The 14,362-nt window shown below is 54.7% G+C and carries 15 protein-coding genes; 11 read left to right on the top strand and 4 right to left on the bottom strand.

The genetic code is table 11. From position 1 onward, the window contains the following. Positions 1 to 260: 260 nt before the first annotated feature. Positions 261 to 689: a putative ABC transporter permease gene (locus tag HJY11_RS11240; protein ID WP_368041585.1), complete on the bottom strand. Its 429-nt coding sequence runs from the start codon at positions 687 to 689 to the stop codon at positions 261 to 263. A 240-nt stretch (positions 690 to 929) separates the two neighbouring features. Between HJY11_RS11240 and cas3 the strand changes: the two genes are divergently transcribed. From cas3 to cas2, 7 genes are all read left to right on the top strand, one after another. Next, positions 930 to 3,041 (top strand): CRISPR-associated helicase Cas3', encoded by a 2,112-nt coding sequence (cas3, locus tag HJY11_RS11235; protein WP_368041584.1) that lies wholly within the window; start codon positions 930 to 932, stop codon positions 3,039 to 3,041. A gap of 269 nt (positions 3,042 to 3,310) precedes the next feature. After that, positions 3,311 to 3,970 (top strand): type I-C CRISPR-associated protein Cas5c, encoded by a 660-nt coding sequence (gene cas5c, locus HJY11_RS11230; protein ID WP_208076045.1) that lies wholly within the window; start codon positions 3,311 to 3,313, stop codon positions 3,968 to 3,970. Further along, positions 3,967 to 5,781, top strand: a complete 1,815-nt coding sequence (gene cas8c, locus HJY11_RS11225; protein ID WP_208076044.1) for a type I-C CRISPR-associated protein Cas8c/Csd1 — start codon at positions 3,967 to 3,969, stop codon at positions 5,779 to 5,781. Before cas5c ends, cas8c begins: the two co-directional genes overlap by 4 nt. 3 nt (positions 5,782 to 5,784) lie before the next feature. Further along, entirely contained in the window at positions 5,785 to 6,672 is an 888-nt protein-coding gene (gene cas7c, locus HJY11_RS11220; protein ID WP_208076043.1) for a type I-C CRISPR-associated protein Cas7/Csd2, read from the top strand. Next, positions 6,669 to 7,349 (top strand): CRISPR-associated protein Cas4, encoded by a 681-nt coding sequence (gene cas4, locus HJY11_RS11215; protein WP_208076052.1) that lies wholly within the window; start codon positions 6,669 to 6,671, stop codon positions 7,347 to 7,349. Before cas7c ends, cas4 begins: the two co-directional genes overlap by 4 nt. Beyond that, a complete protein-coding gene (gene cas1c, locus HJY11_RS11210; RefSeq protein WP_208076042.1) occupies positions 7,334 to 8,368 on the top strand; it encodes a type I-C CRISPR-associated endonuclease Cas1c in 1,035 nt (344 codons plus the stop codon). Before cas4 ends, cas1c begins: the two co-directional genes overlap by 16 nt. Positions 8,369 to 8,375: 7 nt before the next feature. Then, entirely contained in the window at positions 8,376 to 8,666 is a 291-nt protein-coding gene (cas2, locus tag HJY11_RS11205; protein ID WP_208076041.1) for a CRISPR-associated endonuclease Cas2, read from the top strand. 412 nt (positions 8,667 to 9,078) lie between these two features. On the opposite strand, the gene HJY11_RS11200 is transcribed toward cas2, so the two are convergent. The 3 genes from HJY11_RS11200 to HJY11_RS11190 form a co-directional block, all read right to left on the bottom strand. After that, positions 9,079 to 10,179 (bottom strand): tyrosine-type recombinase/integrase, encoded by a 1,101-nt coding sequence (locus HJY11_RS11200; RefSeq protein WP_208076040.1) that lies wholly within the window; start codon positions 10,177 to 10,179, stop codon positions 9,079 to 9,081. A gap of 160 nt (positions 10,180 to 10,339) precedes the next feature. Beyond that, positions 10,340 to 10,507 carry a hypothetical protein gene (locus tag HJY11_RS11195; protein ID WP_208076039.1) on the bottom strand — a complete coding sequence of 56 codons (168 nt, stop codon included), beginning with the start codon at positions 10,505 to 10,507 and terminating at the stop codon, positions 10,340 to 10,342. 340 nt (positions 10,508 to 10,847) lie between these two features. Beyond that, positions 10,848 to 11,312 (bottom strand): helix-turn-helix domain-containing protein, encoded by a 465-nt coding sequence (locus HJY11_RS11190; RefSeq protein WP_208076038.1) that lies wholly within the window; start codon positions 11,310 to 11,312, stop codon positions 10,848 to 10,850. 133 nt (positions 11,313 to 11,445) lie between these two features. Here HJY11_RS11190 and HJY11_RS11185 point away from each other — a divergent pair, with 133 nt between their 5' ends. The 4 genes from HJY11_RS11185 to HJY11_RS11170 all read left to right on the top strand — a co-directional run bounded on the left by HJY11_RS11185 (position 11,446) and on the right by HJY11_RS11170 (position 13,764). Further along, positions 11,446 to 11,640: a helix-turn-helix domain-containing protein gene (locus HJY11_RS11185; protein WP_208076037.1), complete on the top strand. Its 195-nt coding sequence runs from the start codon at positions 11,446 to 11,448 to the stop codon at positions 11,638 to 11,640. 79 nt (positions 11,641 to 11,719) lie between these two features. Continuing rightward, the gene (locus tag HJY11_RS11180) at positions 11,720 to 12,154 is read left to right on the top strand and encodes a cysteine-rich VLP protein (RefSeq protein ID WP_438820432.1); all 435 of its coding nucleotides are present in this window, start codon (positions 11,720 to 11,722) and stop codon (positions 12,152 to 12,154) included. A 118-nt stretch (positions 12,155 to 12,272) separates the two neighbouring features. Further along, positions 12,273 to 13,010, top strand: coding sequence for a hypothetical protein (locus HJY11_RS11175; protein ID WP_208076036.1), 738 nt, complete (start codon positions 12,273 to 12,275; stop codon positions 13,008 to 13,010). Then, the gene (locus tag HJY11_RS11170) at positions 12,988 to 13,764 is read left to right on the top strand and encodes an ATP-binding protein (protein WP_208076035.1); all 777 of its coding nucleotides are present in this window, start codon (positions 12,988 to 12,990) and stop codon (positions 13,762 to 13,764) included. The genes HJY11_RS11175 and HJY11_RS11170 overlap by 23 nt, the downstream gene beginning before the upstream one ends. The last annotated feature ends 598 nt before the right edge of the window (positions 13,765 to 14,362 follow it).

Below are 14,362 nucleotides of genomic sequence, written 5' to 3'. Positions count from 1 at the left end.
TTCTCCTCTCGCGCTCAAGCAGCCTTTTTACCACCTGCTTATCCCGAAAGCCGTAATGTTCTGCAACTTCTCGTTGGGTTTTCCCTTCTGCCAGCATGGCTTTGATTTCCGGCAGCAGCGCTTGAACGTGTGTGTAGTTCCGTTTTTTCATGACAAGGCCCCCTGACGTAGTCTGTTTTCCTACATCAGGGGGCCTTTTGTCTCTGTCCTTTTTACTGGACCTGCTCACAGACGCGGTGCAGAGGTTCTTTTTTTGTTTTCTAGGGGTGGAGCAACCGCCGCAGCGGTCGCAAAATGCCCCGCTCCCCTTTGATTTTGCGCCGCAGCCCCGCCGCCAGCCAGGAGATGGGGGCAGAGAGCAGATACCAGAGAAAGGAGTAGAGGGGGCAGATCTGCCCCAGGAGATTGCCCGCCAGCTGGGAGTAGTCCCACACATTCCAGTGCAGCCAGCGGTTGACCACACAGCCCACGCAAAACTCGACGCCAGTGATGACCGCGTCCCCCACCAGGCACTTTTTCCAGAGGGGCATGGCGGGGTGCTTGCCGTTGACGGCGTAGAGGATGGAAAAACAGGCGCCCCCGGTGAGCACCATAGTCCAGTGGGTATACCCCCGCCAGAGCACCTCGATGGCGCCGTACCCCACACAGCCGATGGCGAAGACCGCCGCCGATTCCCCCGCTCGTTTCACCCAAAACCACTTCCCATCTGTCACAAATTTCAACGGGATTAGTATTGGCGAAAGGGCGGGAAATATGGCTGGATAGTGTTGGGGAGTTAAAAACGCAAAATTCTCTCAAATTCGACAGTTTTCCCCTTTCTAAATTAAAAAACATGCTATAATAAGCTATAATTTATTCTAATTTTCTTTTGGAGTTGATTTGTTTTTATGTATATCGCACACAAAAAGGGGGAGAACACACTCCAAACCGTGTCGGAACACCTGCACAATGTCGCCCGGCTCGCCGCAGGGTTTGCCGCCCCCCTGGGCGCAGAGGAGTGCGCTTTCTGCTGCGGAATTCTGCACGATCTGGGAAAGTACTCTGAAGCGTTTCGCCACCGCATCCTCGACAACGGCCCCCGGGTGGATCACTCCACTGCAGGCGCCCAGACCCTCTGCGACGAGATGAAAAATGGACTTGCCCGGCTCATGGCCTACTGCATTGCCGGGCACCACAGCGGGTTGCCCGACGGCGGGACCGCTTCGGACACTGCAGCTGCCCCCACCTTGATGGGACGGCTCAAAAAGGCAGTGCCCGACTACTCAGACGGCTTGCAGGAACTCTCTATCCCCCCTGTACTGCCCAAGAATCCCCCGCCCCTTTCTGTTGTCAACGGCGGATTCACCATGGCTTTTTTCACCAGGATGCTCTACTCCTGCCTGGTGGACGCCGATTTTCTGGACACGGAAGCCTTTATGGCCGACCGGCCGCCGCAGCGGGAGATGGGGGAGCCGTTGCCCGATCTCTGGCAAAAACTCTCACAGCACCTGCAGACATTTTACCCGCCCAAGAACCCCCTCAATCAAAAGCGGTGTGGCATCTTGGACGACTGCCAGAGGGCTGCGGAAGAAGCGCCGGGCCTCTTCTCCCTCACCGTTCCCACCGGGGGCGGAAAGACCCTCTCCTCTCTTGCATTCGCCCTCAAGCACGCCATCAAACACGGGCTGCAAAGGGTTGTCTACGTCATCCCGTACACAAGTATCATTGAACAGACCGCCCAGGTCTTTCGGGATATTTTGGGGGATGAAAATGTGCTGGAACACCACTCCAATGTCTGTTTTCGCCAAGAGGAGGAAGACGAGGTGACTGCCGCAGAGCTGGCCTCTGAAAACTGGGACGCCCCCGTTGTTATCACCACCAATGTACAGTTCTTTGAGTCCCTCTTTTCCAACCGCTCATCCCGGTGTAGAAAACTGCACAACATCGCCCGGAGTGTCATCATCTTCGACGAGGCGCAGATGTTGCCCCGCGACTACCTGTTGCCCTGTGTTGGCGCCATCACAGAGTTGTGTGTCAACTGCGGTTGCACTGCTGTTCTCTGTACCGCGACCCAGCCCGCATTGGACCCGTTTTTCCCCGCTTCCTGCCGCCCCCGGGAAATCTGTCAAAACACCGACGCGCTCTATCAGTTTTTCCGCCGAACCCAGCTGCTCTCCATCGGCGAGAGAACCGATGCACAATTGGCGGCAGAACTGACCGAGACGCCACAGGTCCTCTGCATTGTCAACTCCCGCGTACAGGCGCAAACCCTCTATCAACTCCTCCCTCCGGAGGGCCGGTTTCACCTCTCTACCCTGCTCTATCCCAGCCACCGCAAGCGAATTTTAAAGGCCATTCGCAATCGGCTAAAAGATGGACTTTCCTGCCGGGTGGTCTCCACCTCCCTCATCGAGGCGGGGGTGGATGTGGACTTCCCCCTTGTCTACCGCTCTGAGGCCGGACTGGATTCGGACATTCAGGCGGCGGGGCGCTGCAATCGAGAGGGCAAACGCCCCCTTGAAGAAAGTCTGGTCAAGCTGTTTATCCCTGAGGAGCGGTATCGAAAACACCTCCCCTCCGCCCTGCGCACCCCCTTGGAGGTCGCCCGTCTGGTGGCGGCGCGTCAAGAGGACCTGGCCTCACCCCAGGCAATTCACGACTACTTCTCCCAGCTCTTCTACCTGCAGCGGCCGATGCTCGACCGCAAGGAGATCCTCCCCTCTTTTGAGCGGGGCGCACGGAATCTCCTCTTCCCCTTCGCCCAGATCGCAGCGGAGTTTCATCTCATCGAAAGCCCCACCCAAACCGTTTTGATTCCCTTGGAAGAGGAGGCTGCCCAACTCTCTGAAGACCTGCAACTCGGCTTTTTCAGTCGAGAGCGGTTGCGCAAGGCTGGCCTTTACAGCGTCAACATCTACCAAAATCAATTTCGCGCCCTCTGGGACAGCGGTCGATTGGAACAGTTGACGGAGGGACTCTACCTGCTGAATGACCTGGATTGCTATTCAGAGGAGATGGGCCTCACCGCCAATGTAGAAGCGGGGGATGCGCTATTTGCGTAAAGGAAAAGAGATGCAACAGCTGTAAACTGCCACATCTCTTTACGGGACCTCCAGTCCAATACCCACATCTTCCATCAAAAACTATTTCAATCCATATGCACCCAATCGCGTGCATAACACAACTGATTATAATTTACTCATCCTAAAATGTCCATCAGAAAAACCTTGACATTTTTATGATAAAGTTTTACTATAATTGCAAATCTAATATTAATATCCATTACAAACCCAATCTTAATCAAAAACTGAAAAAGAAAGGAGTGAATTACATGGGTACTTACGGTATCACGGTGGAGGTTTCCGGCGACCTGGCTCTATTCACCAGGCCCGAACTCAAGGCAGAGCGCACTTCTTATGAGATGATCACCCCCTCGGCGGCCCGAGGACTGTTGGAATCCATTTACTGGAAACCCGCTTTTCGCTGGGTCATCGACAAGATCTACCTCTGCAACCCCATTCGCTTTACCAATATCCGCCGCAACGAAGTGTCTGCCGTCGCCCTCTCCAGCACCGCCCGTTCCGCCATGCGGGGGGCCCGCATCCCCCTCTATATCGACGCGTCGGCCCATATCCAGCAACGCGCCTCCCAGGTGTTGCGGGATGTGCGGTACGTCATCGAGGCCCACTTTGAGATGACCGACCGCGCCGGTGAGCGGGACAACCCGGACAAGCACTACGCCATCGCCATGCGCAGGTTGCAAAAGGGGCAGTGTTTTCACCAACCCTATCTCGGCTGTCGGGAATTTCCTGCGCGGGTCTCCCTTTTTGAGGGGAAAACGGTGGTCACCGCCTACCCGGACAGCGAGGAGGACTTGGGGTACATGCTATGGGATATCGACTATCGCGATCCCCAAAACATTCGTCCCCTGTTTTTCCACGCAGTGCTCAAAAACGGCGTTTTGGACCTGACAGGGGGTGTGCGGGGATGATCCTTCAATCTTTGGTGGAATACTACGAAATCTTGCTCCAAAAGGACAAAGACGGCTCCATCCCACAACCGGGGTACAGCCCCGCCAAGGTGTCTTATGCTCTGGAACTCTCGCCAGAAGGAGAGATTCTCGGCGTATTCTCCCTGCGCGTCAAGCAGCAGCGGGGCAAAAAAGAGGTGGAAGTCCCCCAGGTGCTGCTGGTGCCGGAACAGGATACCCGCGCCGTAAACATCCACCCATATTTTCTCTGCGATAATTCTGGCTATCTGCTAGGGCGCGACAAAAAAGGAAAGCCTGAGCGCACAGCGGCCTGCTTTGCTGCGGCCCGGGACCTTCATCTCTCTGTGCTGGAGGGGACTTCTTCCCCCGCCGGGAAAGCGGTGTATCAGTTCTTCACCCGCTGGGATCCCGCACTTGCCGAAGAACACCCCATTCTGGCAGAATATCTGGACGAACTGATTGGTGGGGGAAGCCTCGTCTTCACCTTTGACGGCCGCTTTGTGCAGGAAGACCCTATTGTCAAGGCACAGTGGGAGCAATGGCGGACATCGCACAGCGAGTCGCCCCAGATGCAGTGTCTGGTCACCGGACAGGAATCCCCCGTCGCTGTTCTCCACCCCAAAATCAAGGGAGTGCGGGGGGCGCAGTCGGTCGGCGCCTCGCTGGTGTCCTTTAATGCCCCCGCCTATGAATCCTATGGGCGCTCCGGCGGTCAGGGACTTAACGCACCAGTCGGTGAGTATGCCGCCTTTGCCTATGGGACCGCCCTCAACTGGCTGCTCTCCAACCGGCAGCACCACTGCCAGGTCGGCGACACCACCGTGGTCTACTGGGCGGCAGACCCCAACCCACAGTTTGTCGATCTCTTCAATACAATGATGGGCAACATCGAAAGTGAGGAGGAGGACCCTGACCACCTGTTGGCAGAGCTCTTTACCCATGTGGAGAGGGGCGATCCTGTCGCCGGGGACCTCTCCCTCTCCACCCCATTTTACGTTTTGGGGCTGGCCCCCAACGCGGCGCGGCTCTCGGTGCGCTTCTTTCTCCAAAGCGATTTTGGGACGATGGTGCAAAACATCCACCGCCACTACCGCGATCTGTCCATCGAGCGCGCACCCTACGAGCGGGAGTATCTAACCCTTTACTGGCTTCTGCGGGAAACGGTCAATCCCAATGCCCGCGACAAGATTCCCTCTTCCCCAATGGCGGCGGCGACCCTCCGCGCCATTATCATGGGGGATTCCTATCCCGAAGCCCTCTACGAATCCGTTCTGCTGCGAGTTCGCGCCGAACAGGACAACACCGAGCGCAGGACGCACAAGATCACCCGCGGCCGTGCCGCGATCATCAAAGCCTGCCTGCTGCGAAAGCCGCAGGGGGCTCTCTATCGGGAGGTATTGACCATGTCTCTGAACAAAGAATACAGCGGGAGGGAGCCCGGCGGGCAGGCATATGTGCTCGGTCGGCTCTTCGCCGTGCTGGAAAAGGCACAGCTGGACGCCAATCCCGGCATCAACACCACCATCAAAGACCGCTACTTCACCTCTGCCTGCACCACTCCGGCAGCAGTCTTCCCCACCCTGCTGATGCTGGCGCAGCACCACATCTCCAAGGCGAGATACGGTTACTACTCCGACCAGCAGATTGGCGACCTGCTCGACAAGTTGGAGGTGGACAACCGCCCCTACCCCAAACACCTTACCCTGGAAGAACAGGGACTCTTTATTCTGGGCTACTACCACCAGGTCAAAGCGCGCTATGAAAAGGCCGATTCGGCTGACAAAAACACCGACGACGGCAAGGAGGACTAGACGATGGCTGCAATTGAAAACCGGTATGATTTTGTTGTTCTGTTCGACGTGGAAAACGGCAATCCCAACGGGGACCCCGACGCGGGCAATATGCCCCGGATCGACCCCGAGACAGGGTACGGCATTGTCACCGACGTCTGCCTGAAGAGAAAAATCCGAAATTACATAGAGACTGTCAAAGAGGGGGAAAAGGGGTACCGCATCTACATCAAAGAATCCATTCCCCTCAACAGAAGCGACCGCGAGGCCTATGACTATGTTGGCGTAGACGAAAAAGGGGTGGCGGCCAAAAAGAAGGACGACCCCGAGCTCGACCTGAAAATCCGCAACTTCATGTGCGAAAACTTCTACGACATCCGCACCTTTGGCGCGGTGATGACCACCTTTGTCAAGGCGGCCCTCAACTGCGGACAGGTGCGCGGGCCGGTGCAGATGAGCTTTGCCAGAAGCGTCGATCCCATTGTTCCCCAGGAAGTCACCATCACCCGGGTGGCCATCACGACCGAAGCCGACGCCGAGAAAAAGGGGACGGAGATGGGCCGCAAACACGTGATTCCCTATGCCCTTTACCGGGCAGAGGGATATGTCTCTGCCAACCTCGCCCAAAAGGTGACCGGCTTCTCGGAAGAGGACCTCACCCTCCTCTGGCAGGCCATCACCAATATGTTTGAAGACGATCACTCCGCCGCGCGCGGCAAGATGGCAGTGCGGGAGCTCATCGTCTTTAAACACGAATGCAAGTTGGGCAACGCTCCCTCCCACAAGCTCTTTGAAACGGTGTCGGTGGCCAGAAAGGATCCCGCCGCACCGGCCAGACAGTACAGCGACTACCAGGTGGAAATCCACACCGACGCACTGCCGGAGGGGGTCACCTGTACCCGGATGATCTGACCGTGTACCGGGAAGAGGAATTTCTCCTTCTCTCCGGACTGCAGCACTTTTCCTTCTGCCGCCGCCAATGGGCCCTGATCCATATCGAACAGCAGTGGGCGGAAAACCTGCGCACCGTTGAAGGGGAGATCATGCACCAGCGCGCCCACAACGCAGACTTGTCAGAGGTGCGAGACGGCGTTCTCTACACCCGGGGCATGCAGGTTTTTTCCCAAACGCTCGGGATGAGCGGCGCCTGTGACGTGGTGGAATTTCACCCCGATCCCAACGGCATCCCCCTGCAAGGGCGGGATGGGCTCTACCTTCCCGTGCCGGTCGAATACAAAAAAGGGCGGTCCAAGGAGGGGGATGCAGACCGGCTGCAACTCTGCGGACAGGCGATCTGCCTGGAAGAGATGCTAGTCTGCTCTATTCCCCAGGGATACCTCTACTACGGGGAGACGAGAAGACGGGAAACCGTGCCCTTTACCGAGGAGTTGCGCACTGCCGTCGCGTCCATGGCAGAGGAGATGCACCGACTTTACAGCCGCCAGTACACCCCCAACGTGCGGTCCAGCAAGTCCTGTAACGCCTGCTCCCTTAAAGACCTCTGTCTGCCAAAACTGGTGCGAAGGGGCGGCGCTGCCGCGTACATCCGCACCCGCTTGGAGGAGGTGTCCCCGTGCGAAAACTGCTGAACACCCTCTATGTAACCACTCCTGACACCTATTTGGCCCTGGACGGCGAAAACGTGGTGGTGTTGGGGGAGGAGGACAGTCCCCCTAGCCGGTTTCCACTCCACATCCTGGAGGGGATCGTCTCTTTTGGCTATAAAGGGGCCAGCCCGGCGCTGATGGGGGCCTGCGTCGAGCGCGGGATTGCCCTCACCTTTTTCTCCCCCAACGGCCGATATCTGGCGGGAGTAAACGGCAAGAGCCGCGGAAACATCCTCCTGCGCAAGGCCCAGTACCGGGTATCCGACGACCCCTTGCGCAGCGCGCTCATCGCCCGTTCGTTTTTGGTCGGGAAGGTCTACAACTCGCGCTGGGTTCTGGAGCGCGCCCTTCGAGATCACAGGATGCGGGTGGACGAAACGGCTTTAGAGGCGGCCTCCCGCTCCCTCGCGGTCTCTCTCAACCCCATCGCAAACTGCGGTGATCTGGAACAGTTGAGGGGGTTGGAGGGAGAAGCAGCCACCCGCTATTTTGCGGTCTTCGACGAGCTGATTTTGCAGAACAAAGACGCCTTCTCCTTTCAGGGCAGAAACCGGCGCCCACCGCTGGACAACATCAACGCCCTTCTCTCGCTTACCTACACCCTGCTCTCTAGCGATTGTGCCGCAGCCCTAGAGGGGGTAGGGCTAGACGCCTATGCAGGCTTTCTCCACCGAGACCGCCCGGGGCGCGCCTCCCTTGCACTGGATTTGATGGAGGAACTCCGCAGTGTATGCGCAGATCGGTTTGTCCTCTCCCTCATCAACAATCGGGTGGTCTCCCCCAAAGGCTTTACCAGGCGGGAGAGCGGTGCCGTAATCATGGACGATGACACCCGAAAAGTCGTGCTGACGGCGTGGCAAAACCGCAAAAAAGAGGAACTGACCCACCCCTTTTTAGAAGAAAAAATCCTCTGGGGCCTGGTTCCTTTTGTTCAGGCCATGCTGTTGGCCCGCCACCTCCGCGGCGATTTGGATGCCTATCCGCCCTTTTTGTGGAAGTGAGGAAGCAATGCTGGTTCTCATCACCTACGATGTCAACACTACTGACGCCGTCGGAAAGAAGCGGCTGCGAAAGGTGGCCAAGAAGTGCGTCAACTTTGGACAAAGGGTGCAAAATTCTGTGTTCGAGTGCATTTTGGACGCCGCCCAGGCCCGCCTTTTACAGCACCAGTTGGAAGAACTCATCGACCCAGAAAAAGACAGCCTTCGGTTTTACTATCTGGGAAACAACTATCGCGGCAAGGTCGAACACATCGGCGCCAAGCCCACCTATGAAGCCGAAGGGGTACTTCTCTTCTGACGGTGCGAACAGCATATAGACATGATTTTCCCGGTGCCTTCGCACCGGGAAAATTGCTCTTTTTGCCAAGAAAAAACGAGTGTCACCGCAGAAAACTCATACTGTTTGTCGAGAAAAGCAAAATAAGATACAGAAAAGCAGGATGCCTTTTTGTTTTCTCTGTGAAAGTTCGCCGTCACCTTCCGCGAGGAAGGTGACCAAAGCCGATTTGACTCGCTTTTCTCAAAAAAGATGAGTCTCTAAAACCATGGCGAATACAAGTGTAGCGGCGATAGCAAAAAGAAAGGCAGTCACTATCCTTCTTTTTGCAAACAGTACGGCAAAAAGGTCTCACACAACTGTGCGAGACCCTTTCTGGTGAACCACCGGGGATTCGAACTCCGAAGGTATGGCTATATATAGCCACTATTCTTCAACCCTGTGCTTTTTCTGTGCCATTTGCTTCTAAAAACGCGTCTAGAGTAGAGGCTGCTTTCTCTAGTCTGCTCTGCCTAATATGGGTGTATATTTTCAATGTTGTGGACAAATCCGCATGGCCTAAAAGCTCTTGTGCCACCTTTGAATCTATCCTCGCATCGTAGAGAATAGTTGCATACTCGTGGCGCAATGTGTGTCTGTCAATTTCGCATTCCCACATTGTCCGGCCCGCTTTGGCTGTCCTCTCTTCACTTGGGTGGGCCAGCCCATGCTCACGGCAAAAGTGCTCCCACCGCTTGTAAAGGGCCGATTTTGTAATTGGTTCCTCTCCCCCAATGATATAGTCTGCCGCCGGGCGTCTCCCCTGCTGTTCCAAAATCCTCTTCAGAGGAGCAAGAAGAGGAACCGCCCTGTGTGCATTTGCTGTTTTGGTGTCGGAGATGCGGGGCTGGTTAGAGTGGTAGACCACTGCCTTTGAGATGGAAATTGTACCCGCTTCAAGATCAACATCACGCCATTGCAGGGCCAGAGCCTCCCCGCACCGTGCGCCAGTGTACAGAATCAGGATGGGGAGGAGGAATTCATCTGGCCGGGTCTGCTTGATTGCCTCTATTGCCTTCTCGGGGGCAAGATGACGAGAACTCCGGGGCAACCCCGAGGGAACGGCGACCCCATCTGTTGGAAGTGTTTTTATGTGCCTCTCCATCAAGGCGAAAAGGAAGACTTGTCGCAACACGGTATATTGGTTTTTAACCGTCTTTTGGGAGAATCCGCGCTTTGCCATATACAGCAGAAAGGCGTTGATGTCTGGGGCCTCTATCTGCTTTATGGGGTCATCCCCGAAATAGTCAATAGAGCGGGTCAGAGCCGCCTTGTAGCCGTGTATAGTGCCATAGCGGATTTGTGGCTCTTTCTGTTCCCACCAGGATTCCGCAACGGTGGCAAAGGTGGGGCCGGATTCCTCTTGCTCCCTATATGCCGCTATCTTCTGCATGACTTCTCGCTCAGAGTGTGCTCGGAAAACCTTTCGCTTTCCAGCTATAACCAGCTTCTTTTCAAATAGGCCATCTGGCCGTCGATACATCTTCTTTGCCATGCTGGCCCCTTTCTGCCCCGTGTAGAGAGGGGCTTTTTCTGTATCTTCTCGGGGCGTATTTCAAGCATTTCCGCCCCTACAAGGGCAGGAAAAGCGGGCCGCCGTATAAATTTTCCCCATTCTCTCCTTTTCACCCGTCTACGCCTCGCAAGGCGGCGGCCTAGAGCTCTCCGTTCAGTGCTTTCTTGGCCAGGGTGGCCATCATTCTGTCCGTGTCCAAGTCTCCATCCAGGACGTGCAGCTCCGGCGCGTCATCCGGGTATGGTTCGGCGCTTGCTGCAACCCGCTCTAAATCAGCCCTTATTTCTTCTGGCATATTTGATGACATGTTGCTTCCTCCATATCTTGTTGACGTCGGACATGCTGTCCAGTGATCCCTATAGGGCTTTACCGATAACCTACCCTCCGACGGCCTAAGTCAGGCTTAGGGGGCAGAACTGCAAGGGTGTAGGTTTGGCTTACTCCCTTTCTCGTTGAAGGGGTGCCCACTCTGGAAGGCCCCCTTCCGCTTGGGGCGATTCTCACCGCTCAATTTTCAGCAGCGAAAATTCGCTGGTGAAGGGGGTGATCTAACGTTTCGTTATGGCATTTGCCAGGCTATGGGGTGGCACTTCAACGCCCCATCTTCTCCCCTCTGGCGTCTCCCGTGGGTGTACTCAAAGTACGGGCTAGGCATTATTTGGGGCGGAATCTGGTTCCGATTCTTTTGCTTGGGGCTGCGATGGCCCTGAAGGCTTCCTATACTCGGCTATCCTCGCCAGCTCCTGAACCCGCTCTACTGCCACCTGCTGGCCTTTTTCATTCAGCTCTTCAAACATTATCTCGGCAATTATATCCAGCTTAGCATTTGTTCTCTCTATCTCTTCGTCTTCTTTTTGAAGCGCTCCATAAACAATGGCTCTTGCTGATTTTTTAATAACATTGTCAATAATATCGCCAGTCATATTGTCTAATAGTTCTCCAATCCATATAGAGAAAACGTCGGCAATCTTATACAACTGATCTATGGAAGGGACGATATTTCCCGTTTCATATTTCGATACAACCGAACGCTTCACACCAATTTTTTGAGCCAGTTGTTCTTGGGTCATATTGTGTTCTTTTCTAATTTCGCGAATCTTATCCCCTACCAACGATAGCCCTCCTTTCTACTTTGAATTGTATCCTGTTAGGAACAATAAATCAACGCCTCTTTGAAATAGTTCTTGACAAGAACATAAAGCAACGCTAAAATGTTCTTACAAGGAACAATTAGGAGTGAACCAAATGCACTTAGACCGAGTAAAGCTCATCACAGAGATGGCGAGGAAGCGAATCACCGCGAAGGAACTCGCCGAGGTGTCCGGCATCTCCCGCGCTACCATCGCGGGAGTGAGAGGCGGCAAGAGCTGTGCCAACAAGACCGGCGAGAAGCTCGCTGAAGCCTTGGGCGTGGATTTGCAAAGGCTACTGGACAACTAGGCCCCGCCAGCCGGGAGCGGACAAACCCGGCGCGCACCTTGACAACTGAATCAATCCTAAAACGAGAGGAGGAACAAAGATGAAAGGGGAAAAGCGGGTTCTGCGCTTTTACCCAGACCAAGACGCAGCGCTCACCACTTACACCCTGCCAGACCAGGAGGGAAGCACCATGTCAGCCAGGCAATACAACGGCGTGAAGGCCCTCATCAAGGGGCTGTGCGCCAACTACGACAAATCCACCGGCCTTTGTCTCCCTTTGGATTGCCCATGCCCACAGCTTTCCAGCTATTCCCTGATTTGCCGATACTTCAAGGAGGCGGTCTTGCCCGCTGACAAGGAGTTGTGCGCGGAAGTCATGGGGACGGGTGGAATCAAGACCTGTGCCGTTTGCAGCAAACCATTCCGGGCGGTATCCAACCGGGCGAAATACTGCAAGCGCTGCGCCGAAAAGGTGCGCCGGAAACAGGATGCAGAGAGGAAGAGAGCGAAAAGAGTGTCTAGTGTCTGCATTTAGAGCACCACAGACCCGCATAACCATGCGGTTTATTTTGCACCAAGTAGGGCACCTAGGGTAATTACACCTTTTCCCCCTAAAACAGGGTTCTAAATGCGGACAGGAAGGAGGTGGGAAAATGGCTCGCAAACGAATGTTTTCGCTAAGCATTATCGACACAGACAAATTCATGGACATGTCAACAGGGGCACAAGCCCTATACTTTCACTTGGGAATGCACGGAGATGATGATGGGTTTGTTTCTTCCCCCAAAAAGATTGCGAGGGCTGCGGGGTGCAATGACGATGACTTGCGTATCCTAGCCCAAAAAGGATTCATCATTCCATTTGAGAGCGGTGTTGTAGTAATTACAGACTGGGGCATCAACAACACGCTTAAAAATGACCGCTACAAAGAGACGATATACCGCGAAGAAAGGGCAAAGATTTCCCTTGATGACCGTGGCCGGTATGCCCTCATATCTGGCGTGGAACCAACCTGGAACCAGAATGGAACCAAGTTGGAACCACAACATAACATAACAGAACATAACATAGCAGAACAAAACAAAGAGAGAGAGGCCCCCACCCGCTCCCCCAAATTCAAAAAACCGACCGTGGAGGAAATCGGCCAATACTGTCGGGAGATCGGAAGCAGCGTAGACCCTGAACGATTCTTCGACTACTACGAGGGGAACGGCTGGATGGTGGGAAAACGCCACATGAAGGACTGGAAGGCAACTGTAAGGAATTGGGAAAGGAGAGAGAAAGACGAGCGAGGAAAAGACCTTAAAGGCGATTATGGAAAAGGTTCATCTGGATATGGGGACATGGTCAAGCTTGGAGAACCGGCCTATGACGGGGTCTTTGAGCTATGAGGAAATCCAGAAGAACTCCTGCAAGGCCTATAACGAGAGGCCGGGAGAACTGACCGGCATTGATTGCCCTATTTGCAAGAACCGGGGAAACTTCCGGGAGTATAAGGGTGGGGAGATTGTCACTGTGGAGTGCTCCTGTATGGCTACCCGTCGCTCTCTGTGGAGAGCACGGAAAAGCGGGTTGGGAGAACTGATAGACCGCTGTACCCTGGGCAGCTTCAATGCCGGCTCCCCCTGGCAAGATGCGATCAAGCAGAAGGCCGTTGATTTTCTGGCAGATAACTCCGCCCGATGGTTCTACTTTGGGGGACAACCGGGAGCGGGTAAAACTCATATCTGCGCAGCCATTGCCGGAGAATTGTTGAAAGCGGGTTTCTATACCCGCTACATGATGTGGCGAGATGACTCCACCAGGATAAAGGCAGCAGTGACAGACCCGCTGGAATACAAGCGGCTGGTTGACCCGCTGAAATCCGCCGATGTGCTGTATATCGACGACCTGTTCAAGAGCGGTGGTAAATGGCAGCGGCCAAGCGCTGGGGACATCAATCTGGCCTTTGAAATTATCAATTCCAGATACAATAGTCGAGAAAAATATACTATTATCTCTTCCGAATGTAGCTGGCAGCAGCTTCTAGATGCTGATGAAGCCATCGCCAGCAGGATAGCGGAGAGGACACAGAAAAAGTATTTGCTCTCTGTGTCGCCAGATGCAACAAAGAACTACCGAACAGGGGGAAAGGATTTTGCCTAGAGAGCTAGAGGGATTCAGGGACCAGCTGGAAAGCATCATCTCAACGTACCCAGACCGTGAATGCCTGGGGGTTCGGCAGGTGGCTAAATACTGCGGATGCACAGAAAAGACCGCCGCCGGGCGCTTCCCTTTCATTGGCAAGGGGCGAGGAAGGTACATAACCAGAACAAGCCTTGCGAGGGTTTTAGTAAACGCCCATGGAAAGTAAAAAGCCGATTGAGAGCGGCAACTCTCAACCGGCAAAAGGTGAACTCACCCAAGGTTCACCTTCATGTTAACAGACAGGAGGGCTAAAAGCAATGGGTATTTTATCTACTGCGCTGTTCAGCTTCGCTCTGGGGGCGATTGTGACAGCAATCGGATTTTTACAAGACAGGAAGGAGGGGCACAAATGATGGCTTAATTGCAGAGAAAAACTTGTTAAGAAATGTTAATGCCCTTTGCGCGCGTGAGCACGTGCGCGTATAGAAGGCGACGCACCATAAAACGATTTGCGCCTTAACACACCGAATAGGGTATTTATTTACACGGCAATGCGCGCGGGCAATCGTCCGCGCATTTTGCATATCCTGACATTTCGGAGGCCCTAAAAAGGAGG

Origin of the sequence: Bittarella massiliensis (ex Durand et al. 2017), from assembly GCF_017566145.1 — a bacterium.
In the GTDB taxonomy this organism is placed as follows: Bacteria; Bacillota; Clostridia; order Oscillospirales; family Ruminococcaceae; genus Bittarella; species Bittarella massiliensis_A.
This window is presented reverse-complemented; position numbering and strand designations above follow the sequence as displayed.

Excerpts from the sequence above, each read along its gene's own strand:
- cas5c (WP_208076045.1), top strand. The coding sequence starts at position 3,311 with ATGGGTACTTACGGTATCACGGTGGAGGTTTCCGGCGACCTGGCTCTA.
- cas8c (WP_208076044.1), top strand. The coding sequence starts at position 3,967 with ATGATCCTTCAATCTTTGGTGGAATACTACGAAATCTTGCTCCAAAAG.
- cas7c (WP_208076043.1), top strand. The coding sequence starts at position 5,785 with ATGGCTGCAATTGAAAACCGGTATGATTTTGTTGTTCTGTTCGACGTG.
- cas2 (WP_208076041.1), top strand. The coding sequence starts at position 8,376 with ATGCTGGTTCTCATCACCTACGATGTCAACACTACTGACGCCGTCGGA.
- HJY11_RS11200 (WP_208076040.1), bottom strand. The coding sequence starts at position 10,179 with ATGGCAAAGAAGATGTATCGACGGCCAGATGGCCTATTTGAAAAGAAG.
- HJY11_RS11195 (WP_208076039.1), bottom strand. The coding sequence starts at position 10,507 with ATGTCATCAAATATGCCAGAAGAAATAAGGGCTGATTTAGAGCGGGTT.
- HJY11_RS11185 (WP_208076037.1), top strand. The coding sequence starts at position 11,446 with ATGCACTTAGACCGAGTAAAGCTCATCACAGAGATGGCGAGGAAGCGA.
- HJY11_RS11180 (WP_438820432.1), top strand. The coding sequence starts at position 11,720 with ATGAAAGGGGAAAAGCGGGTTCTGCGCTTTTACCCAGACCAAGACGCA.
- HJY11_RS11175 (WP_208076036.1), top strand. The coding sequence starts at position 12,273 with ATGGCTCGCAAACGAATGTTTTCGCTAAGCATTATCGACACAGACAAA.
- HJY11_RS11170 (WP_208076035.1), top strand. The coding sequence starts at position 12,988 with ATGACGGGGTCTTTGAGCTATGAGGAAATCCAGAAGAACTCCTGCAAG.